This is a genomic window from Spirillospora sp. NPDC048819 (assembly GCF_040650055.1).
In the GTDB taxonomy this organism is placed as follows: Bacteria; Actinomycetota; Actinomycetes; order Streptosporangiales; family Streptosporangiaceae; genus Spirillospora.
Genome location: NZ_JBEZGN010000004.1, coordinates 110,608 through 131,911, shown reverse-complemented (window position 1 = coordinate 131,911; position 21,304 = coordinate 110,608). Strand labels below are relative to the sequence as shown.

Sequence of the window (21,304 nt, the reverse complement as noted above, 5' to 3'; positions counted from 1 at the left end):
CGCCGGGACGCGCGGGATTGAACCAATTACACTAGTTTTTTCAAATCAACTCGTCGCACGCGGCGCGTCCACCGGCCCGGCGCACCGAGCACACGGGGAGGACCGATGGGCGGACGGGATCGAGCTCGACGGGACGGGCCGGCCCAAGCGGATCGAGAGCGGCCGATCCCCCGCGCGCAGATCCGGCGGCCACGACGCGGCCGGGTCAGGCACCGCGTGACGTCCGGGCGGCGTGTCGTCCCGGTCAGACGATGATCGCGGCGGTGGAGCCGGCGCGGTCCTTGGTGACGCGGAGCTGGGCGGGGATGCGGGCGCGCAGCTCCGCGACATGGCTGACGACGCCCACCGCGCGGCCGCCGTCGCGCAGGCCGTCCAGGACGTCCATGACCTCGTCGAGCGTCTCCTCGTCGAGGGTGCCGAAGCCCTCGTCGACGAACAGCGTGCCGATCTCCGTGCCGCCCGCCTCGGCGGTGACGACGTCGGCGAGGCCGAGGGCGAGCGACAGCGAGGCGATGAACGACTCGCCGCCCGACAGCGTCACCGGGTCGCGTTCGAGGCCGGTCCAGGCGTCGGCGACGCGCAGGCCGAGGCCGCCGGCGCCCTTCGTGCGGTCGCCCGCCGCCTTGTCGGTGGTGTGGACGAGGGCGTAGCGGGCCCCGGACATGCGCGAGAGCCGCTCGTTCGCGGCGGCGACGACCTGTTCGAGCCGGGCGGCCAGCACGTACGCCGACAGCGACATGGCGTGCCGGTTCGCGGTGTGCTTGCCGGAGGTCAGCCCGGCGAGGCGCTCGGCGACCTCGTGGCGTTCGGCGGCGGGACGCCACGCGCGGACGGCCTCGTCCAGCTGCGCGCACAGCTCGGCGAGCCGGTCGCAGCGGTGCCGGGCGCGGTCGGCGGCACTGGCCGCCCGGGTGCGCGCCGCGTCCGCCGCGCGCAGCTCGGCCTCAAGGGCCGGAAGGTCGGGGGCGGGCTCCGCGGCGGCCTTCACCAGCGCCGGGTCCTTGAGCAGGTCGCGGACGGCGGCCTCCTCGTCGTCCAGCCGGCGGATCCTGTCGCGCAGGACGCCCTGCTCCTCGTCGGACAGCGCGGCCTCCAGCACCTCGTCCGGAGTGCGGAACCCCTCGGCCTCGGCGGTCGCCTTCGCGTTCGCGCGGGCGGCGGCCAGCTCGCCGGCGGCGCGGTCGGACGCGCGCAGCGCCTCGACCGCCTCGGCGAGCGCGTCCGCCTCGCGGCCGAGCCGGGCGATGCGCGCTTCGAGGGACGCGTCCTCGCCGCGCGCCTCGTCCAGCTCGGCGGTCAGCCGGTCCCGCTCGGCGGCCAGCTCCCCGTCCTGGGCGCGGTTTCCCGTGAGGGCCTGGGCGACCTCGATCTGCGCGTCGCGGACGCGGTCGAGTTCCTGCTCGTCCCGGTGGAGGGCGGCCTCCAGGCGTTCTGCGTCGGCGGCGCGGGCCACCGCTTCCTGAAGCGCCCGCTCGGCCTCGGCGAACTCTTCTGCGAGGACATCGGCGGTCATCTCCCCGGCGGTCTCCAGGAGATGGTCGCGTTCGGTGCGCAGCGCCTCGACGTCCTTGCCGGTCTGCTCCCGGAGCGCCTGGACCTGGTCGGACTCGTCCTGCGCCCGGTCGATCCGCTCCTCGGTCGGGATCGGCGCGGCGGACGTCACGGGCGCCGGGTGCTCGGTGGAACCGCAGACCCGGCAGGGCTCGCCGTCCGCGAGGTCCTCGGCGAGGACGGCCGCCATGCCGTCCAGCCGGGCCTGGCGGAGGTCCAGGACCCGCTGGCGGGCGTCCTGGGCGGCGTCGACCGCGTCGCGGTGCGCGGACTCGGCCTCGGCGAGGAGGTGTTCGACCTGGTCGCGGCGCTGCGCCGCGTCGAGGCGGCGGCGGGCCTCGGTGACCGCCGCTTCGGCTCCGGGACGTCCGGCCGCCGCGACGCGGGCCTCGTCCAGTTCGGCGCGCCGCGCCTCCACGACGCCCGGCAGGTCGGCGAGGGCCGCGGCGATCCGCGCCTCCTCGGGTTCCAGCCGGGCCAGGTCGCGGGCCAGCGCCGCGCGCTCGTCCTCGATCCGCCGGAGCCGGGCGGCGGTGCCGCGCCCGCCCTCCAGCGTCGCGATCTCGTCGCGGCGGGCCCGCTCGGCCTTGACGAGCACGTCCTCCGAGGCGTTCGGGGGCAGGAGCGCCCCGGCCGCGGCGCGCGTCTCGTCGGCCCAGCGGCGCGCCCGCCGCGCCTCGTCGTGCCGGGCCTGGACGGCGCGCACCAGCGGGACGACCCGGTCGGCGCGTTCCGCGGCGTAGAGCCGCGACCCCATCCGGGACCTCTCCTCCGCGCGCTCCCCCAGGGCCTCGCGGCGGGCGAGCGCCCCGGCGTGGCGCCGCTGCCGGTCGGCGAGCGCCTTCGCGTCCTCCATCGCCGCGCGGGACGTCTCCATCGCCGCCGTGACCTCTCGGCGCAGCCCCTCGACGACCGCGCGGACGTCCTCGTGCCCGGCCGCCAGTTCGGCGGCCCACGCGGGCAGCGCCTCGACCTCGCCGAACGGCTCCGCCGCCGGTTCCGCGCGGCGCGGCGCCGGGACGGCCGGGCGTTCCCCGCGCGGCGGCGCGGCCCCCGACGTCTCGGCGATGCGGTCGGCGATCGAGGCCGCCGCCGCGCCCAGCTCGGCGGCCTCGCGTCCGGTGGCGGCCCGCCGGTCGGCCAGCCACTTCTCGACCTGCGTGAACACCTCCGTCGCGAAGAGCCGCTCCAAGACCTTGCGGCGCTCGTCGGCGCCGGCGCGCAGGAACCCGGCGAACTCCCCCTGCGGCAGCAGCGCGACCTGGCAGAACTGGACGGCGTTCATCCCGAGCAGCCGCGACACCAGGTCGCCCGCCTCGTCCAGCCGCGTGGTCAGCCCCGTCCACGCGCCGTGCTCGAACTCCTCCAGGACGACCTTGGCGTGCTCGGTCGTCGTCCCGGAGCCGCGCAGCTTCGGACGCTCCCACGCCGGCGACCGCGTGATGCGCATCCGCCGGCCCCGGATCGTCGTCTCCAGCACGACGCGCGGCCCGGTGCCGGGGGCCGCGTGGTCGCTGCGCAGCCCCTTCACGGCGTTGCGGGCACCGGGCACCTGCCCGTACAGCGCGAAGCACACCGCGTCCAGGATGCTCGTCTTGCCCGCGCCCGTCCGGCCCTGGATGAGGAAGAGCCCGGCGTCGGAGAGCGCGTCGAAGTCGATGTCCTCGGTCTTCGAGAACGGCCCGAACGCGGTGACCTCCAGGCGGTGGAGCCTCACACCAGCGCCTCCCTCTGGCGGCAGGCCTCGAATGCCTCGTTCAGGAGGGCGCGTTCCGCGCCGGTCGCGGGCCCGTCGGTGACCTCGGCGACGAAGTCGCCCGCGATGTCGAGGGCGGAGCGTTCGCGGACGCGTTCGGACCAGGTGCGGGCGCCGTCCGTCCCGCCGCCCTCGGGCTCGAAGCCGAGGACGAGCGCGTGCGGGAACCGGCGGCGCAGCCGTTCCATCGCCTCCGACGGGCGGCGCGGGTCGGTGAGCGTGATCTGGAGCCAGCGGTCCTCGAACGCGTCGTGGGACGCGTCGGTGAGCAGGTCGTCGATGCGTCCGCGCAGACGGGCGAGGCGGCGCGGGACGGGCGCCTCCACGAACCGCGATTCGATCCCGTCCTCGCGCAGGTCGATCAGCCACGAGCCCTTGACGTGCCCGTCCTCGGAGAACGAGTACGCGAGCGGCGAGCCCGAGTAGCGGACGCGGTCGGTGATGCGCCAGGCGCCGTGCAGGTGGCCGAGCGCCGCGTAGTCGACGCCTTCGAACACCGACGCCGACACCTGCGACGAGCCGCCGACCGAGATGTCGCGTTCGCTCTCGCTGGCCTCGCCGCCTGTCACGAACGCGTGCGCCAGCACGACGGACCGCTGCGGACGGCCCGCGGCGTCCTCCCGCACCCGGCGCATGGCCTCCGTCAGCGCGGCGGCGTGGGTGCGTTCGTCCAGGTCCCACGGGTGCCGGACGAGTTCGGGCTCCAGATACGGGATGCCGTAGACCGCGGCGTCCCCGACGATGACGGGCTCCCCCACGGACGCGAAGTCGGTGCGGACGTGCACACCCGCGGCGTCCATCAGCGCCGACCCGAACCCGAGGCGCCGCGCCGAATCGTGGTTGCCCGCGATGAGCACGACCCTGGCCAGCTCGGAGAGCCGCCGCAGCGCCTCGTCGCACAGCCGGACGGCGTCCACGGCGGGCAGCGCCCGGTCGTAGACGTCCCCGGAGATCAGCACGCAGTCGACCCGCTCCGCCGCGACGGTCGCGACGAGATGGTCGACGAACGCCGCCTGCGCGGCCAGCAGGTCCTCACGGTGGAACGATCTGCCGAGATGCCAGTCGGAGGTGTGCAGGATTCGCATGTCGCAGCAACCATAGGCACCCCCTCCGACACATCCCGCGCAGAAACGCCGAGCCGTCCCAAACGATCTTCGGCGGCCGCGCGGCCCCCGGAATCGGGGCTCCCGTAGGGTTGCGGCGTGAGTGATCGTCCCTACGTGCTGCTGAGCTGCGCGATGTCCGCAGACGGCTATATCGACGACGCGACCCCGGAGCGGCTGCGGCTGTCCAGTGCCGCGGACTTCGACCGCGTCGACGCCGTGCGCGCCGGCTGCGACGCCATCCTCGTCGGCGCCGGGACCGTCCGGGCCGACGACCCCGAGCTGCTGATCCGCTCCGCGGCGCGGCGCGAGAAGCGGATCGCTCGCGGGCTGCCGCCCGACCTCACCAAGGTGACGCTGACCTGGAGCGGCGACCTGGATCCCGCCGCGCGGTTCTTCACCACGGGCGAGTCCCCGAAGCTGGTGTACGCGCCGTCCCCCACGGCCGGCGAGCTGGCGCCGAGGCTGGACGGCCTCGCCGAGGTCGTCGACGCCGGCGAGCCCCTTGCCCTGCCGACGGTGCTCGGCGACCTCGCCGCGCGGGGCGTCCGGCGGCTCATGGTGGAGGGCGGCGGCGGCGTCCACACCCTCTTCCTGACCGGCGACGTCGTGGACGAGATCCAGCTCGTGGTCGCACCGTTCTTCATCGGCGACCCCTCGGCGCCGCGTTTCGTCCGGTCCGGGGTGTTCCCGCAGTCGCCGGACCGCCCGATGCGGCTGGCGGACGTCACCCGCATCGGCGACCTGGTGCTCCTCCGCTACCTGACGGGGAACGCGCGTGGATGACCCGGCCGCCGACGACCGGGCCTGGCTGGAGCTGGCCTGCGACCTGGCGAAGCTGTGCCCTCCATCGCACACCGCTTTCTCCGTCGGCGCGGTCGTCGTCGGCGCGGACGGACGCGAGATCGCGCGCGGCTTCTCCCGCGAGGACGACCCGTACGACCACGCCGAGGAGGCCGCCCTCGCCAAGACCCGGGGCGACCTCACCGGCGCGACCGTGTACAGCTCACTCGAACCGTGCGGGCACCGCGCGTCCCGTCCCCGCCCGTGCGCCGAACTGATCGTCGCGTCCGGCGCGCGCCGCGTCGTGTTCGCCTGGCGGGAACCGGCCCTGTTCACCGAGGGGGCGGGCGCGGAGATCCTCACGGCGGCCGGCGTCGAGCTGACCGAACTCCCCGCCCTCGCCGCCCGCGCCCGGGAACCCAATGCCCACCTCCTCTAGACGCCGGATGAGACGCGAGTCTCATTGGTCTTCCACCGCGCCGGGGCCGCGTGCGATGCTGTGCCCAAGCAAGCACTCGGTTATCTCTTTTCGCCCCGTCTGGCAGGAGGCACGGCAGCATGCGTGAGCACGATCGGCTGTTCATCGGCGGCGACTGGACCGCACCGGCCGGCACCGGCACGATCGACGTCATCTCCCCCCACACCGAGGAGGTCATCGGGCGCGTGCCCGAGGGCACCGAGGCCGACATCGACGCGGCGGTCGCGGCGGCGCGGCGCGCGTTCGACGACGGCCCCTGGCCCCGGATGACGCCCGCCGAACGCGCCGAGATCGTCGGTCGGCTGTCGGCGATCTACGCCGAGCGGCAGCAGGAGATGGCCGACCTCGTCACCGCCGAGATGGGCTCCCCGATCATGTTCTCCATCTTCGGGCAGGCCGCCATCCCGCAGATGGTGCTGCAGTACTACGTGGACCTCGCCGCCGGCTACGCCTGGGAGGAGGAGCGGCAGGGCATGCTGGGCCCGGTCACCGTGACCCAGGAGCCGGCGGGCGTCGTCGCCGCGATCGTCCCGTGGAACGTCCCCCAGTTCACGCTCATGCTCAAGCTCGCCCCCGCCCTGATCGCCGGCTGCACCGTGGTGGCCAAGCCGTCCCCCGAGACGCCCCTGGACACCTACCTCCTCGCCGAATGGATCAAGGAGGCCGGGATCCCGGACGGGGTCGTCAACATCGTCCCGGCCGGACGCGAGGTCGGCGCGCACCTCGTCGCGCACCCGGACGTCGACAAGGTGTCCTTCACCGGCTCCACCGCCGCCGGACGCAAGATCGGCGCGGTCTGCGGCGAGCAGCTCAAACGCGTCACGCTGGAACTCGGCGGCAAGTCCGCCGCGATCATCCTGGACGACGCCGACCTCGCCTCCACCATCGAGGGCTTCAAGCTGGCCTCGCTGATGAACAACGGCGAGGCCTGCGCCGCGCAGACCCGCATCCTGGCGTCCCGCCGCCGCTACGACGAGGTCGCCGACGCCCTCGCCGCCATGGTCGGCGGCCTCGCCGTCGGCGACCCCGCCGACTACGGCACGGAGGTCGGCCCCCTCGTCGCCAAGCGGCAGCAGGAACGGGTCGAGAACTACATCCGGATCGGCCAGGACGAGGGCGCCAAGCTCATCACCGGCGGGCTGAACCGCCCGCACGACCGCGGCTGGTACGTCGCCCCCACCGTGTTCGGCGACGTCGGCAACGACATGCGCATCGCCCGCGAGGAGATCTTCGGCCCCGTGCTCGTCCTCATCCCCTACGACGACGAGGCCGACGCCATCAGGATCGCCAACGACAGCGACTACGGCCTCGGCGGCTCGGTCTGGACGGCCGACACCGCCCACGGCGTCGACGTCGCCCGCCGCATCCGCACCGGCAGCTGCGGCGTCAACATGTACACCCTCGACCCGAACACCCCCTTCGGCGGCTACAAGAACAGCGGCCTGGGCCGCGAACTCGGCCCGGAGGGCCTGAACGCCTACCTGGAGCACAAGTCCATCCCCCACCCCGCACCGTCCGCCTGACCTGCGGACCGCCGCCCGCCCGGGCCCCGATCAGCTGATCGGGGCCTTCCGGGCGGGCCGCCGGGTCACGGGCCAACGAACCCGTAGCGGCTTAATTCGGGTGAAAGGGATGCCGCGGATCCGGCAGGATTGCGCGTTATGCGCGTCGAGGAACTGCTGACCGAGATCGAACCGCTGCCGTTCAAGGCCCGCTGCCGCCGGCTGGCGGACCTGCGCCGCCTCGCCGGCGATCCCGCCCTCGCGACGCTGCTCGACGGCCTGGCCCGCCGCGGCCACTACGAGCGGTCGCTGGCGCTGTTCGTCGCGGCGGCGGTGCGGGACGAGACGTCGCTCGCGCACATGGTGAGCGCGATGCGGGACCCGGACGCCGAACTGGCGTGCCAGGCGATCCGGCTGGCGGTCCGGTACGGCGCCGGCCCGGAGCCGTTCCTCGCCGGGCTGGAGGACGCCCCGGCGGCGGTGCGCACGGCGCTGTACGACGCCGTCCGGGCCCGGCGGCGCGTCGACCTCGCCGAAGCGCTCATCGGGCGGGTCGCGGAGCGGTGGGGTGAGCGGGAGGCGGCGGCGCTGCTGCCCACCTGCGGCCCGGACGTCGTCGCGGAGTGGATCGACGCGCTCGGGCACGCCGTCGCGAACTGGACGTCGCTGGGCCGCTCCCACCCGGACGCCATGCTGGGCTACGCGGAGCGGAGCCTCGCCGAACTGCCCGAGGCGATGCGGGACTCATGGTGGTTCACCCACGCGCCCGGCGTCGCGGCGGCGCTGCGCCACGACCCCGGCCGCGTCGTCGGCCTGCTGGAGCGCCACTGCGCGACCCGGTCGCTGCCGCACCCGCTGCACCCCGCCGCCGGGGCGCTGCTGGACGCCGAGCCGCACCGCATGCTCGGCCTGCTGCTGTCCGAGGCGCACCTCGGGGACCTGCGGACCCTGCTGTACCGCAGGTCCGTCCGGGACCGGCTGGCCCGGCTCGGCGACGCCGACCTGACCGCGGTCGCGCGCGCCGTCCGGGAGGACGAGAGCGCGCTGCGGCTGCTGCTCGGCGCGTTCCCGCCGAGCCGCCGCGAGGCGGTGTTCGAGGCGGCGATGGACGGCGTCGACCGCGGCGTCGCCGAGCCCGGGGAGGCGCTGCTGGAGGTCCTCCCCCGCGCGGTCCGGTACCGGGAGGCGCGCCGGATGATGGGCCTGCGCAGCGTCACCGAGACGCCGGCGCGGACGTGGGCGGTCGCGGCGTTCCTGCCCTACGAGGAGGCCCTGCCCGTCCTCGGCGAGGTGACCCGCAGGACGGACGCCGACGAGCGCGGCGCCGGGTACGCCCTGCTCATCCGGTGCGCGGGCCGTTCGGGCGACCCGGCGACGCTTTCCACCGCGCTGGAGTCGCTCGGGCGGCTGCGCAACGAGCAGGATCCCGTCCGGTACTGCGCGCTGAACGCGCTGGCGTCCGTCCCGGAGGGGCTGCTGCGCGGCGAGCACGCGCCGGCGGTCGGGCGGCTCGCGGACGACGCGCTGAACGCCCGCGACCTCTCCTACACGACCCGCCACGAGCTCGGCCGGGTCGCCGCGGCGCTGTGCCGCCAGGGCGCCGTGCGCGACGACGCCGGGCTGATGACGTCCGGTCTGGAACTCGTCGAACGCCTCGTCGGCAGCGCGGGATCGTTCCCCTTCGGCGGTCTCGACCGGATGCTGCGGCGCGGGCAGGAGCACCGGCTGGCGGAGACGCTGGCACCCCATCTGGAGGCGGGCTCGCGCCGCGACGACCACCGGCTCGCGCTGGTGCTCGCCCGGGCGCTGCGCCGCCGCGCCCACCGCGTCCCGATCCTGCAGGACGCGCTGGAGGCGGCGCTCGACGCCCGCGACGACGCCGTGCTCACCCAGGCGATCACGCTGTGGCTCGCCGCGCCCGGCACCCGCGCCGAACGCGCCAGGCGGGTCGTGGCGCGGGACCCGTCGGCGGTCGCCGTCCCTGCGGTGCTGGCCGCCATCGCCCGCGAGCGCACCGATCTGCTGCACCTCGTCCTCGCCGAAGACACCCCGGCGGGACGGTTCCAACGCCCCGACGTCAAATACGTGCCGCACATCAATCCCATCTGGATACGCCGCTGGACGGCGCGGCAGCGGGACGCCTACCGCGGCCTCCTCGAACGGATCGCGGCGGACGAACATGCGCCCGGCACCGCGCGGGCCTCCGCCGTCTCGTCCATCGCGCGGATCCCCGGCACGGACGCGGCACGGCTGCGTCCCCACCTCGGCTCCGACGACGCCTACATCCGGCGCGGCGCGCTCACGTCGCTGCCCTGGACGGGTTCCCCACAGGACGTCCTGCCCGACCTGCTCGCCCACGCCGGTTCCGACGACGCCCACGTCGCCGTCTACGCGGCGGCCCGCGCGGCCCGGTTCATTCCGCCGTCGGCGCTGGCGGCGATGCTCCGGCCGGTCCTGGCCGACGGCAAGATCACGGCGCAGAAGGAGGCCGTGCGGATCCTGCTCCGCAACCGGGTACCGGACGCCCTGGACATCGTCGCCGCGGCCTGGGACGACCCGGGCCGCCACCGCGACGTGCGGGCCGCGATCGCCTCGGCCGTCCGCGACCACCTGGACGAGCCCGTCGCGCGGCGCATCCTGGCCGAGGCCGCCGAGGGCCCCCGCGACCTGGCCCGGCAGGTGCTCGGCACGCCGCCCGCGTACGTGGAGGAACGGTTCAGGGACCGCTACGCCGCGCTGGTGCTGCGCGTGGCGCGCTCCGACGACCCGGAGGCCCGCGCGGCCGCGCTGCCGGCCGTCGCCACCTGGGCGCCCTGGGCGCCGGACGCCCCGGAGCTGCTGGCCGGCATCGTCACCGACCTCGGCGAGACCCGCGCCTGGCGGGCCGCGCTGCACGCCCTCGTCCAGTGCGCCACGACCGGCATCGGCGCGGCCGAACTCGGCGCGGCCGCCGCCGGGCTGGCCGCCGCCCCCGCCGAACCCGACGCCGAAGCCGAACGCGACCTGCCCGCGTCCCAGCGGCTCACCGCGCTGGCCGGCGCCGTCCGGGACTTCACCGCCCGGCACCGGACGCTCGGGGAACGCGCCGTCCGCGCGGTCGACGGCCGCCTCCCCGAGCCGCTCGCGAGCGAACTGGCCGCCGCGACCCTCCGCTGGGACGACCCCGGCGCCGCCGCCGCCCTCGACGCACTGGCCGACCGGTGCGCCGGGCACGGCGTCCTGGCCGTCGCGGACGTCGCGGACGCGCTCGCCGCCGGCCCGTCGGAATTCACCGCGCTCACCGGGCCGGGCCTGCCCGACCCGGCGGACGCGCACCCGCACGCGGTCCGGCTCGCGGCGCGCGGCGACCTCGCCGGCGGGCTGTTCGCCTGCGCGCTCGCGGAGGCGCACGGCCCGCGCGCCGGGTGGTCCGCGGACTGGCGTGACCTGCTGCGCGGCCTGCGCGCCCACACCGAACCCGACGTCGCGTTCACGGCCCGCGGAATCCACACCGCGGACGAGTGACCGTACCGCCGGCGAACGACCGTCAGGAGGCGGAGGCCGGGGCGGATGCGGCCATGCGGTCGAGCGCGAAGCGGCGCTGGAAGGCGACGGCGACCACCATCAGCGCGGCGGGCACCACCGTGACACCGATGCGGAGCGCCAGCAGCGCGGTGTCCGACTGCGCGATGGCGTGGCCCTCGGTCGTGGAGACGAAACCGCCCACGGCGAGGGTCGCCGAGTACACGTAGGGGCCGATGGCGGTGCCGGTCGCCTCGGTCGCCGTCCACACGCCGGTGTAGGCGCCGGCGCGGGCCGTCCCCCGCGATTCGGCGGCGGCCACGATGTCGGGGATCAGGGAGAACGCGAAGAGCTGAAGACCGGCGAACGCGGTGCCCAGCACGGCGATCACGGCGACGGTCGGCCCGACGCCCAGCGCGTCGCCGACCCACAGGGCGAGGGAGCCGACGACGAAGACGGCCTGGCAGAACAGGAGCGAGCGCTGCTTGCCGGTGCGCTCCGACACCTTCTTCCAGACGGGCCCGGCGACCACGGCGGGGACGAGGAACGCGCCCATGAACACGGCGGTCAGGCCCTCGTCGTCGAGGACGTACTGGGTGTAGAACGGCACCGCCGCCAGGAACAGGTGCGTGGTGATGCCGGTGAACAGGTACGACAGCGCCAGGGCGCGGAAGTCGCGGTCCCGCCAGGTGATCCGGAGGTCGTCGATGACGGAGTGCGCCTCCCCGCCGTCCGGGATCCGGAAACCGGAGCGGTCCGTCAGCCGCCGGATGAAGACGATCGCGAGCAGGCCGGTGACGACGAGGACGCCGGCGAGCATGACGGCCATCCGGGCGTAGTCGCCGCGGCCGCCGTCCGACACCAGCGCCGGGGCCGCGACGCCCGCGCCGAGCAGGCCGACGGTCAGCAGCAGCATCCGGTACATGAACACGCGGGTGCGCTCGTGGTACCCGATCTTCAGATCGGACGGCGTCGTCAGGTACGGCACCTGGAAGCACGCGTACAAGACGTTCCCGGCGATGTAGAAGCCGCCGACCCACAGCGCCGCCGACCAGCCGGACAGGCCGCCCGGCACCGAGAACAGCCCGATCCAGGCGATGGCCAGCAGCAGCCCCCAGCGGAGCATGCCGCGCCGGTGCCCGGCGCGGCGGGCCTGCCGGTCCGACACCGACCCGAACCACGGGTGCACCACCGCGTCGATGATCTTCGGGAGCAGCAGGGTGAGGCCGGCGAGGAACGGGGACACGCCGAGCGTGTGCGTCATGAAGTAGAGCAGCAGCAGCCCGGGGATGGTGACCCACACGCCCATCCCGAGCGAGCCGGCGGCGTAGCCGGTGAGGTCGCGCGCGCGGGGCCGGGTCGCGGTGTCCGCCCGCGCCGTCTCGGCGGTGCTCATGACCGGCCCGCGTGGCGGCGCACGACCCCGGCGGCCATCTCGGCGCCCTCGAACGCGCCTCCCCGGACGCGGCCGGTGAACGTCCGGGCGACGATCCGGTCGGTCAGCGCGGGCAGGTGCCTGGCCAGGAAGAACTCGGCGGCGCCGCGGCGGGTCGTCGTCACGTCGCGGCGCGGGCGGCGCGACAGGGCGGCGCGGAGCACCGCGCCGTCGAGGGGCTCGTAGCGGCTGACGCCCTCAAGCGAGAGGCCGGCTGCGGCGGTCGAGTCATGAATCGGGCTCCGCACGGCCGAAGCGCCCGGAACAGTTGGTGATTGAGTGTTCATGAGTGCCCATAGCCGTTCATGAGGAATTCGGAGTTGTGGTTGTGGAGCGGGCGGTCCGAGTGATGCGGTGGGCTCGGTTTACTGCGTCCTGATGGCGGTGGGGACATGTCGCGGGGTAGCGGGAGGCGTGCGGGAGTCGATTGCATGTTCGAAGTCGATGACTAACGTATCCGCCATGTCGCAGTCCGCTTTGGCCAGCACACCGGACGGGGCGCGCCGGCGGAGCACCGACAGCACCGCCCGACCGCAACACCGGTGCGGGGCGTGGCGGCGGAGCACCGACCGCACCGCCCCACCGCGACACCGGGCGGGGCAGGGCGGCGGGGGAGTCAGTCTTCGGGGAGGCGCAGGCTTTCGGCCTCCTTCGTCAGGCGGTCGGCGGCGGCCGACGAGCCCGCCGCGTCCAGTTCGTGGGCCAGTTCCTCCAGTTCGGTGCCTCCGGCCATGAGGGCCGTCAGTTCCTCGCGGGTGATTTCGTCCTTGGTGTGGTAGCCGAGGCTCTGGCCTCGGTTGAGGATCAGGAAGCGGTCGCCGACCGGGTAGGCGTGGTGCGGGTTGTGGGTGATGAAGATGACCGCGAGCCCCCGTTCCCGCGCCTGGACGATGTAGCGCAGCACGACCCCGGCCTGTTTGACGCCGAGGGCGGCCGTGGGCTCGTCCAGGACGAGGGCCTTGGCGCCGAAGTAGACGGCGCGGGCGATGGCCACGCACTGCCGTTCGCCGCCGGAGAGGGTGCCGATGGGCTGGTTGACGTCGCGGAGGTCGATGCCCATCGCGGCCATCTCGCCGTGGGTGGTGGACCGCATGAACTCGACGTCCATGCGGCCGAAGCCCTTGCGCTTCTCCGAGCCGAGGAAGAAGTTCCGCCAGACCGGCATGAGCGGGACGACCGCGAGGTCCTGGTAGACGGTCGCGATGCCGCGGTCGAGGGCGTCGCGGGGCGAGTTGAACGCGACCTGCTCGCCCTGGACCTCGTAGGTGCCCGTGTCGTGGCGGTGCAGGCCGGCGACGACCTTGATGAGCGTGGACTTGCCCGCGCCGTTGTCGCCGAGGACGCACGTCACCTCGCCGGCGGACGTCTCCAGGCTCACGTCCCGCAGCGCGATGATGTTGCCGTAGTTCTTGCCGACGCCGCTCAGCCTGATCAGCGGCGCGTTCTTCGCGGTCATGACGCCCGCTCCACTCTGCGCCGGACGATCAGGTTCACCACGGTGGCGATGAGCAGCATCGCGCCGAGGAAGAACCGGAACCAGTCGGGGTTCCACTCCGCGTACACGATGCCCTTGTTCGTCATGCCGAAGATGAACGCGCCGATCGCCGCGCCGATCGCCGATCCGTAGCCGCCGGTCAGCAGGCATCCGCCGATGACCGCGCAGATGATGTAGAGGAACTCGTTGCCGACGCCCTCCCCCGACTGGATGGTCGCGAACGCGAACACCAGGTGCATCCCGGAGAACCAGGCACAGAACGCCACGCCCATGAACAGGCCGATCTTGACGCGGGCGACCGGGACGCCGACCGCGCGGGCGCTGTCGGCCGAGCCGCCCACCGCGAAGATCCAGTTGCCGATGCGGGTGCGCAGCAGGATCCAGGTCGCGATCGCGACGAACAGCAGCCACCAGAACACCGTGATCTTGAGCCGGAAGCCGAGAACGTCGATGTCGGAGGCGAAGATCGCGCGGGCGGTGTCGAAGCCGTCCATGTCGCGGACGGAGTCGCTGGCGACGTTGCCGGTGAGGGCCTTGGTCACGCCGAGGTTCAGGCCCGCCAGCATGAAGAACATGGCGAGGGTGATGATGAAGCTCGGCAGCTTCGTCCAGTTGTAGAGCAGCCCGTTGATCATGCCGAGCGCCAGCGTCAGGACGAGCGAGATCACCACGCCCGCCCACACGTTCAGCGTGAACTGGTAGGCGGTCAGCGCGGCGATCAGCGCCGCGGACGTCACCATCACGCCGGCGGACAGGTCGAACTCACCGCCGATCATCAGCAGCGACACGCCGACCGCCATGATCCCGAACGTCGAGCTGGCGTACAGGACGGTCGAGAACGACCCGGTCTGCAGGAACGCGTCCGCGATGATCGCGAAGAACACGAACAGCGCCACCGCGCCGAGCAGCGCTCCGAGCTCCGGGCGGCCCAGCAGCCGCCGCAGCGGCGACTGCCGGGCCAGGCGCTCGTCGGGGCCCGGATCGGCCACCGGCGGCTCGGTGACCGCGTGGGTCACCGGGTCCCCCGGTTGGCGAACTCCTCCAGCCCCGCGGCGTTGTCCTTGGTGATGATCGCCGGGCCGGTCAGCACGGGACGGCCGCCGCCGAGGACGTTGCCGTTGTTCTTCAGCAGCCACAGGGCGTCGACGGCCCCGTAGCCCTGCAGGTACGGCTGCTGGTCGACGGCGAACTCGATCGCGCCCGACTTGAGCGAGGCGATGAGGTCCTTGTTCAGGTCGAACGTGCCGATCTCGGCCTTGCTGCCGGTCTCCTTGACCGAGTCGACGGCCGTCGCGGCGAACGGCGCGCCCAGCGTCAGGATCCCGTCGATGTTCTTGTCGGCCTGCAGCTTGGCCGTGATGGACGACTTGACGTCCGGCATGTTCGAGCCCTGGACGAACAGGTTCTCCAGGTCGCCGTCGAACGTCTTCCTCGCCCCGTCGCAGCGGGCCTCCAGCCCGACGTTGCCCTGCTCGTGGATCACGCACAGCGCCTTGGTGGCGCCGATCTCCCCGAGCTGGGTGCCGGCCGCCTCACCCGCGATCGACTCGTCCTGCCCGAAGTGCGCGATCGCGCCGAGCTCCGCCGACTCCTCCTGGCCGGAGTTGATCGACACCACCGGGATCTTCGCGGCGGCGGCGCGGGCCAGGACGTCCTTCATCGCGTCGGGCTTGGCGAGGGTGACGATGATGCCGTCGACCTTCTTGTCGATCGCGGCCTGGACGAGCTGGGCCTGCTTGCCGCCGTCCGGGTCGGCCGAGTACAGGAACTCGACGTTGTCCTTGGCTGCGGCCGCCTTGGCTCCCTTCTGGACGATGTCCCAGAAGGTGTCGCCCGGCGCGGAGTGCGTCACCATGGCGATCTCCAGCCGGGGGCCGGCGCCCTGGGTGTCCTCCTCGGACTCCTTGCCGCCCGAGCCGCTGCAGGCGCTGAGCGCCAGCATTCCCGCGGCGGCCAGGACCGCCAGGCTCTTGGACGATCCACGCGCGAAAACGCCTCTCATCGGATGTGTTCTCCGTTTCTCCCCGAATGGTCGGTCTGAGGAGTTGATCACAGATGGTGGCGGCGTGCGCGCCGATCCCCCTCATAACGGGCACGAGCCTCCCTGGTGGAGTCGAGCGCCGCCACCTCCGCGACCGGGACGTCCCACCATGCCGCACTGTCGGGGGTGCCTGCCAAGGGGTCCGTCTCAATGTGGATAACCGTCGTCCGCGCGGCCTTCCTCGCCTCCCGGAGCGCGTCGCGAAGATCGTCGGCGGTGGACGCGCGGATCACGTCGGCGCCGAGGCTGGCGGCATTGGCGGCCAGGTCGACCGGCAGCGGGCCGCCGTCGAGTCCCGTCTCGGTCCGGGCACGGTAGCGGGTGCCGAACCTTTGTGCGCCGACCGATTCCGACAGGTTCCCGATGGAGGCGTAGCCGTGGTTCTGGACCAGGACGACGATCAGCTTGATCCCCTCGGCGACCGCCGTGGTCAGCTCCTGGGCCATCATCAGGTACGACCCGTCCCCGACCAGGACGAACACCTCCCGGTCCGGAGCGGCCATCTTCACGCCGAGACCGCCGGCGATCTCATAGCCCATGCAGGAGTAGCCGTACTCGACGTGGTAGCCCTTGGGGTCGCCGGCCCGCCACAGCTTGTGCAGGTCGCCCGGCATGGACCCGGCGGCGCACACCACGACGTCCTGCGGGCCGCTGATCTCGTTGACGGCGCCGATCACCTCGGACTGGGCGGGCAGCTTCCCGTTCTGGGCCGCGTACGCCTGGTCGACTTGGGCGTTCCAGTCGGCTGCGAGGGCCTGGGTTTCGTCTCGATAGGCGGCCGGGACGCTGTAGCCGTCCACGGCCGCGTTCAGGCCCCGGATGCCCTCCCGCGCGTCGGCGACAACAGTGATCCCGGCGAGTTTGGCGGCGTCGAACCCCGCGACGTTGAGGTTGATGAACTTAACGTCCGGGTTGGCGAACAGACTGTGGGACGCGGTGGTGAAGTCGCTGTAGCGGGTGCCTACGCCAAGGACGACATCGGCCTCACGCGCGAGAGCATTCGCCGCGGTCGTGCCCGTCGCGCCTATGGCACCCACTGAACAGGCATGGTCCCAGGGCAGGGCCCCCTTGCCGGCCTGGGTTTCGGCCACGGGAATGCCGGTGCGTTCGGCGAAGGCGCGTAGGTCGTCGGTGGCCCGGGAGTAGATCACGCCGCCGCCCGCGACGATGAGGGGACGTTCAGCGCCGTGCAGGACGGCGGACGCCTCCTCCAGCGCGGCGGGTTCGGGCACAGCGCGCGGGATACGCCACACACGGCGGGCGAACAGGTCGTCCGGCCAGTCGTACGCCTCCGCTTGAACGTCCTGTGGCAGCGCCAACGTGACCGCACCCGTCTCCGCCGGATCGGTGAGGACGCGCATCGCCGCCATCAGCGCGCTGGGGAGTTGCTCAGGACGGTTGACGCGGTCCCAGTACTTCGAGACGGGCTTGAAGCAGTCATTGACGGAAACGTCGTATGACCGGGCGTCTTCCAGCTCCTGCAACACCGGGTTGGCCGGACGCGTGGCGAAGATGTCACCCGGCAGAAGCAGCACGGGCAGCCGGTTGATGGTGGCGAGGGCCGCCCCCGTCACCATGTTGGTCGCCCCAGGCCCGATGGACGTCGTACAGGCGAAGGTGGCGAGCCGGTCGTTCATCCGGGCGTATCCGGCGGCGGTGTGCACCATCGCTTGTTCATTGCGGGCCATGTAGTAGGGGACGTCGTCGGCATGCTCCAGCAGCGCCTGCCCGACACCCGCGACGTTGCCGTGCCCGAAGATGCCGAAACAGCCCGCGAAGAACCGCCGCCGCTCCCCGTCCCGCTCGCTGTACTGCGCCGCCAGGAAACGCACCAGCGCCTGACCCACCGTCAGCCTCATGACCGTCCTTCCGGTGAGGTCAGCGGCAGCCGCGGATCGAGGGGCTGTCCCGCCCAGGTGTCGCGGATCCACGCGTGCGCGGGGTCGTCGCAGATCCGCCAGGCCCGCTCCGGTGAGGGCCCGGCCATCACGTTCAGGTAGTACAGGTCATGGCCCGGCGGCGCCATCGACGGCCCGTGCCAGCCGTGCGGGATCAGGACGGCGTCGCCGCTGCGCACTTCGGCGAGGACGTCGATCGGGCGTCCCGGCGATCCGTAGACGCGCTGGTAGGCCATGCCGCCCCGGGCGACCTCGAAGTAGTAGATCTCCTCCAGGACGGCCTCGTCCGGCGTCTCCTCGTCGTGCTTGTGGGGCGGGAACGACGACCAGCAGCCGCCCGGCGTCAGCACCTCGCACGCGATCAGCTTCTCGGCGAACGGGAAGCCCTCCGGCGTGCCGAAGTTGTTGACCTGCCGGCTCGCCGGCCCCGCGCCGCGCAGCTCGACCGGGACGTCCCCGGCGGGGCCGTAGCGCGGTTCGAGCCGCGCCTCGCAGCGGGCCCCGGCGAGCGCGAACCGGCCGCGTCCGCGCACCGTGACCCGCGCGTCCCGCGGCACGTAGGCGAAGTCGCTGACCCGGCTGAAGACGTCCTCGCGGCCGTCCAGCGCGAAGCGTTCGCCGTCGCACTCGACGGTGCACGACCCGGCGAGGGGCAGCACGATCGTCTCGAAGTCGCCGGTCTGGAACTCGTGCGAGCCGCCGTCCGGCAGTTCGAGGACGCGCAGCGCCGAGTGGATCCATCCGGCCGACTCGGGGGTCACGACGAGTCCGTACGGCTCCTCGGCGGCCGTTCCCGCAGGCAGGTGGTGCTTCATCGCCGCTCCTCAAGTAGTTCTTCGACTTCGTCCTGCGTGGGCATGGCGGCGGAGCAGGCGATGCGGGACGCGACGATCGCGCCCGCGGCGCCCGCGAACTCGATCAGCCGCCGCAGTTCCCAGCCCGCGAGGAGGCCGTGGCAGATCGCGCCGCCGAACGCGTCGCCCGCGCCGAGCCCGTTCACGACGTCGACCTTGACCGGCGGCACCTGCACGACCTCGTCGGACGTCGCGGCGAGGACGCCTTCCGGCCCCATCTTCACGATGGCGAGTCCGGGGCCGCGGTCGAGGATCGCGCGGGCGGCGGCGCGCGGCTCACGCTCCCCCACCGCGACCGCGCACTCCTCCAGATTCCCGACCGCGACGGAGGCGTGTTCCAGGGCGAGCCCTGCCCAGTGCGGGGCCTCAGTGGGGTCGGCCCAGAGCATCGGCCGGTAGTCGAGGTCGATGACGGTCTGTCCGGGATGTTCGGCGAGGGCGGTCAGCGTCGCCTCGCGGCTGGGCTCCTGCGACAGCCCGGTGACGGTCGCCCACATGATGCGGGCTTCACGGATGGCCTCAAGGTCCAGCTCGGCCGCGTGGATTTCCAGGTCCGGGGCCTTGGGATAGCGGTAGAAGTACAGCGGGAAATCGTCCGGCGGGAAGATCTCGCAGAACGCGAGCGGTGTGGGCAGCCCGGGGACGGCGGTGACGAACCGGTCGTCGACGCCGTACTCCTTGAGGGCCTTGTGGACGAACCGTCCGAACGGGTCGTCTCCGGTGCGGGTGATGACGGCGGCGCGGCGGCCGTGCCTCGCCGCGGCCACCGCGACGTTGGTGGGGCTGCCGCCGAGGTACTTCCCGAACGACTCGACGTCCTCCAGCGGCACGCCCACCTGGTCCGGGTAGACGTCGACGCTCACCCGTCCCATCGTGATGAGGTCGAATGTCATAGGGCCACTCCGGCGAGGAAGTCCAGGCTTCTGCGGACGTCGTCGAACGGTCCGCCGCCTTCTGCGGGCTCTTCGGTCAGGACGGTGTCCTGTTCCATCACGTACCAGCCTTCGTAACCGGCGCCCTCCAGAGTGCGGATGATGCCGGAGATGTCAATGTCGCCGTCCCCGAGTGGCCGGTACAGACCGTCGCGCACCGCGTCCGTGTAGGCGGCCTCGCCGTTGAGCACCCGGTCGGCGAGCCCTACGTCCACGTCCTTCAGGTGGACGTGCGCGATCCGCCGCGCAGCGAAACGCGCCAGCCACACCGGGTCGGTGCCTCCGACGAGCAGGTGCCCGGTGTCCAGGCACAGCGGGACGCTGCTGCCGCCCAGCACCCGCTCGACCTCCGCGCGCGACTCGACGACCGTCCCGACATGCGGATGCAGGGTGACCGGGCGGCCGCGCGCGGCGGCGCGCAAGGCGATCGCGTCGAGGTTGGCCAGCAGGGTCGACCACGCCTTGGTGTCCAGGGCCGGCCGCCCGTCGTAGCCGTCGAGGCCGGTGGCGGCGGCCAGGATGAGGACGCCGTCGACGCGGTCCAGGGCACGGTCGATCTCCGGCATCGGGTCGTGGCCCGGATCGTGCAGGACGACCGGGACGAACGCCCCCACAAGACCCAGCCCGTGGGACGTCAGCAGCTCGTCCCTCGCGCGCGTGTCGCGGGGCAGGAAACCGTCCGGCCCCAGCTCCGTCGCCGCGAGGCCGAGATCGCGCATCTCGGCGAGGACGCGTCCCGGGTCCATCTGGTGGCCCCACCCCGGGACCTCGCACACGCCCCAGGAGATCGGCGCGGCGGCGATCCTCATCGCCGCACCTCCTCGGTCCCGACGATCCGTCCCTCCCGCAGGGAAAGTTCGCACGCCTCGGCGAGGTAGAACGCCTCCAGCGCCTCCTCGGGCGGGCACGGGTTGGCGCGGCGGCCGGCCACCACGTCCACGAAGGCGCGGAGCTCGGCGTCGTAGGCGTCGGCGAACCGTTCCATGAAGCCGCCGTAGACGTGCCTGGGCTCCCCGCCCGGCCCCTCCTCCCCCGGCTCGGCCCCCGGCGCGGCCTTCGGCGGCTCCTCGTGCTCGGGCAGGGCGGTGACGGGCGTCCGGGCGTCCTGGCCGGTGACGATGCTGTCCTTGGACCCGAACAGCTCCAGCCGCGAGTCGTAGCCGGCGGCGTTGTAGCGGGTCGCCGACACGAGCCCGAGCGTCCCGTCGTCCAGGACGAGCAGCGCGGACCCGGTGTCGATGTCGCCGCACTCGCGGAAGAAGTCGTCGCCCCGGTTGGCCCCGGAGGCCATGACCCGGACGACCTCGCGCCCGGTCACGAAGCGGATCAGGTCCAGATCGTGGATGACGCAGTCGCGGAACAGCCCGCCGGACGTCGGGACGTACTCGGCGGGCGGCGGCGCGGGGTCGAAGCTGCACGAGCGCACGGTGTGCAGCCAGCCGAGCCGTCCCGAGGCCAGGGCCTCGCGCGCTGCCGCGTTCCCGGCGTCGAACCGGCGCTGGAACCCGACCTGGACCGGGACGCCGGAGGCGGCGGCCGCGGTCACCGCTTGGAACGTTCCATCAAGATCCGAGGCGAGCGGCTTCTCGCAGAACACGGGAATCCCCGCGGCGACGGCCCGCTCCACCAGGCCCGCGTGCGCGTCCGTGGCCGCCGCGACGATCAGCCCGTCGAGGCCGGAGGAGAACAGCTCCCCGACCGCGTCCAGCGCCGTGGCGCGGGATGACTCGGGCAGGCGGGCGACGAGGTCGCGGGCCCGGCCCGGATCCGCGTCGGCGACGTAGAGGGCGTTCACCTCGGGCAGTTCACACAGGGCGGCGGCGTGGCGCGCACCTATGCGCCCCGCGCCGGCCAGTCCGATCTTCATTGATCCCTCCCGGTCGGCGGTCAGGTGACTCACGAGTGTGATGGAGCGTTCCAGGAGCGTCAACGAACGGTTGTGCGCGTTCCCGGTATTGGAGGTGTCCGAAATCGA

General features: G+C 73.3%; 16 protein-coding genes. 4 read left to right on the top strand and 12 right to left on the bottom strand.

The window, feature by feature from the left end; genetic code table 11:
• Positions 1–244: 244 nt before the first annotated feature.
• Both AB0C35_RS08470 and AB0C35_RS08465 read right to left on the bottom strand, forming a co-directional pair.
• A complete protein-coding gene (locus tag AB0C35_RS08470; protein ID WP_358452065.1) occupies positions 245–3,268 on the bottom strand; it encodes an SMC family ATPase in 3,024 nt (1,007 codons plus the stop codon).
• Positions 3,265–4,392: an exonuclease SbcCD subunit D gene (locus tag AB0C35_RS08465; protein ID WP_358452063.1), complete on the bottom strand. Its 1,128-nt coding sequence runs from the start codon at positions 4,390–4,392 to the stop codon at positions 3,265–3,267. The genes AB0C35_RS08470 and AB0C35_RS08465 overlap by 4 nt, the downstream gene beginning before the upstream one ends.
• Before the next feature lie 117 nt (positions 4,393–4,509).
• Between AB0C35_RS08465 and AB0C35_RS08460 the strand changes: the two genes are divergently transcribed.
• From AB0C35_RS08460 to AB0C35_RS08445, 4 genes are all read left to right on the top strand, one after another.
• Entirely contained in the window at positions 4,510–5,196 is a 687-nt protein-coding gene (locus tag AB0C35_RS08460; RefSeq protein ID WP_358452061.1) for a dihydrofolate reductase family protein, read from the top strand.
• A complete protein-coding gene (locus AB0C35_RS08455; protein WP_358452060.1) occupies positions 5,189–5,632 on the top strand; it encodes a dCMP deaminase in 444 nt (147 codons plus the stop codon). The genes AB0C35_RS08460 and AB0C35_RS08455 overlap by 8 nt, the downstream gene beginning before the upstream one ends.
• A 119-nt stretch (positions 5,633–5,751) precedes the next feature.
• Positions 5,752–7,194, top strand: a complete 1,443-nt coding sequence (locus tag AB0C35_RS08450; RefSeq protein ID WP_358452058.1) for an aldehyde dehydrogenase — start codon at positions 5,752–5,754, stop codon at positions 7,192–7,194.
• Between the two features lie 138 nt (positions 7,195–7,332).
• The gene (locus tag AB0C35_RS08445; RefSeq protein WP_358452056.1) at positions 7,333–10,677 is read left to right on the top strand and encodes a hypothetical protein; all 3,345 of its coding nucleotides are present in this window, start codon (positions 7,333–7,335) and stop codon (positions 10,675–10,677) included.
• Positions 10,678–10,699: 22 nt separating this feature from the next.
• Here the strand turns inward: AB0C35_RS08445 and AB0C35_RS08440 are convergent, their stop codons facing one another.
• The 10 genes from AB0C35_RS08440 to AB0C35_RS08395 all read right to left on the bottom strand — a co-directional run bounded on the left by AB0C35_RS08440 (position 10,700) and on the right by AB0C35_RS08395 (position 21,196).
• Positions 10,700–12,070 carry an MFS transporter gene (locus AB0C35_RS08440; RefSeq protein WP_358452054.1) on the bottom strand — a complete coding sequence of 457 codons (1,371 nt, stop codon included), beginning with the start codon at positions 12,068–12,070 and terminating at the stop codon, positions 10,700–10,702.
• Positions 12,067–12,357 carry a hypothetical protein gene (locus AB0C35_RS08435; RefSeq protein ID WP_358452052.1) on the bottom strand — a complete coding sequence of 97 codons (291 nt, stop codon included), beginning with the start codon at positions 12,355–12,357 and terminating at the stop codon, positions 12,067–12,069. Before AB0C35_RS08435 ends, AB0C35_RS08440 begins: the two co-directional genes overlap by 4 nt.
• A gap of 368 nt (positions 12,358–12,725) precedes the next feature.
• A complete protein-coding gene (locus tag AB0C35_RS08430) occupies positions 12,726–13,565 on the bottom strand; it encodes an ATP-binding cassette domain-containing protein (protein WP_358452050.1) in 840 nt (279 codons plus the stop codon).
• Positions 13,562–14,620 (bottom strand): ABC transporter permease, encoded by a 1,059-nt coding sequence (locus AB0C35_RS08425; RefSeq protein ID WP_358452048.1) that lies wholly within the window; start codon positions 14,618–14,620, stop codon positions 13,562–13,564. Before AB0C35_RS08425 ends, AB0C35_RS08430 begins: the two co-directional genes overlap by 4 nt.
• Positions 14,617–15,606, bottom strand: coding sequence for a sugar ABC transporter substrate-binding protein (locus AB0C35_RS08420; protein ID WP_358452046.1), 990 nt, complete (start codon positions 15,604–15,606; stop codon positions 14,617–14,619). Before AB0C35_RS08420 ends, AB0C35_RS08425 begins: the two co-directional genes overlap by 4 nt.
• A 47-nt stretch (positions 15,607–15,653) precedes the next feature.
• Positions 15,654–17,504: a 3D-(3,5/4)-trihydroxycyclohexane-1,2-dione acylhydrolase (decyclizing) gene (gene iolD / locus AB0C35_RS08415; RefSeq protein WP_358452044.1), complete on the bottom strand. Its 1,851-nt coding sequence runs from the start codon at positions 17,502–17,504 to the stop codon at positions 15,654–15,656.
• Positions 17,501–18,358 carry a 5-deoxy-glucuronate isomerase gene (gene iolB, locus AB0C35_RS08410; protein ID WP_358452042.1) on the bottom strand — a complete coding sequence of 286 codons (858 nt, stop codon included), beginning with the start codon at positions 18,356–18,358 and terminating at the stop codon, positions 17,501–17,503. Before iolB ends, iolD begins: the two co-directional genes overlap by 4 nt.
• Positions 18,355–19,290 carry a 5-dehydro-2-deoxygluconokinase gene (gene iolC, locus AB0C35_RS08405; RefSeq protein ID WP_358452040.1) on the bottom strand — a complete coding sequence of 312 codons (936 nt, stop codon included), beginning with the start codon at positions 19,288–19,290 and terminating at the stop codon, positions 18,355–18,357. Before iolC ends, iolB begins: the two co-directional genes overlap by 4 nt.
• On the bottom strand, positions 19,287–20,138 hold the full coding sequence (locus tag AB0C35_RS08400; RefSeq protein WP_358452038.1) for a TIM barrel protein: 852 nt from the start codon (positions 20,136–20,138) through the stop codon (positions 19,287–19,289). Before AB0C35_RS08400 ends, iolC begins: the two co-directional genes overlap by 4 nt.
• Positions 20,135–21,196, bottom strand: a complete 1,062-nt coding sequence (locus AB0C35_RS08395; protein ID WP_358452036.1) for a Gfo/Idh/MocA family oxidoreductase — start codon at positions 21,194–21,196, stop codon at positions 20,135–20,137. The genes AB0C35_RS08400 and AB0C35_RS08395 overlap by 4 nt, the downstream gene beginning before the upstream one ends.
• Positions 21,197–21,304: the final 108 nt, after the last annotated feature.

Bases quoted from the DNA above. Each gene is read 5' to 3' on its own strand.
- AB0C35_RS08465 (WP_358452063.1), bottom strand. From the start codon at position 4,392: ATGCGAATCCTGCACACCTCCGACTGGCATCTCGGCAGATCGTTCCAC.
- AB0C35_RS08450 (WP_358452058.1), top strand. From the start codon at position 5,752: ATGCGTGAGCACGATCGGCTGTTCATCGGCGGCGACTGGACCGCACCG.
- AB0C35_RS08445 (WP_358452056.1), top strand. From the start codon at position 7,333: ATGCGCGTCGAGGAACTGCTGACCGAGATCGAACCGCTGCCGTTCAAG.
- AB0C35_RS08440 (WP_358452054.1), bottom strand. From the start codon at position 12,070: ATGAGCACCGCCGAGACGGCGCGGGCGGACACCGCGACCCGGCCCCGC.
- AB0C35_RS08430 (WP_358452050.1), bottom strand. From the start codon at position 13,565: ATGACCGCGAAGAACGCGCCGCTGATCAGGCTGAGCGGCGTCGGCAAG.
- AB0C35_RS08420 (WP_358452046.1), bottom strand. From the start codon at position 15,606: ATGAGAGGCGTTTTCGCGCGTGGATCGTCCAAGAGCCTGGCGGTCCTG.
- iolD (WP_358452044.1), bottom strand. From the start codon at position 17,504: ATGAGGCTGACGGTGGGTCAGGCGCTGGTGCGTTTCCTGGCGGCGCAG.
- iolB (WP_358452042.1), bottom strand. From the start codon at position 18,358: ATGAAGCACCACCTGCCTGCGGGAACGGCCGCCGAGGAGCCGTACGGA.
- iolC (WP_358452040.1), bottom strand. From the start codon at position 19,290: ATGACATTCGACCTCATCACGATGGGACGGGTGAGCGTCGACGTCTAC.
- AB0C35_RS08400 (WP_358452038.1), bottom strand. From the start codon at position 20,138: ATGAGGATCGCCGCCGCGCCGATCTCCTGGGGCGTGTGCGAGGTCCCG.
- AB0C35_RS08395 (WP_358452036.1), bottom strand. From the start codon at position 21,196: ATGAAGATCGGACTGGCCGGCGCGGGGCGCATAGGTGCGCGCCACGCC.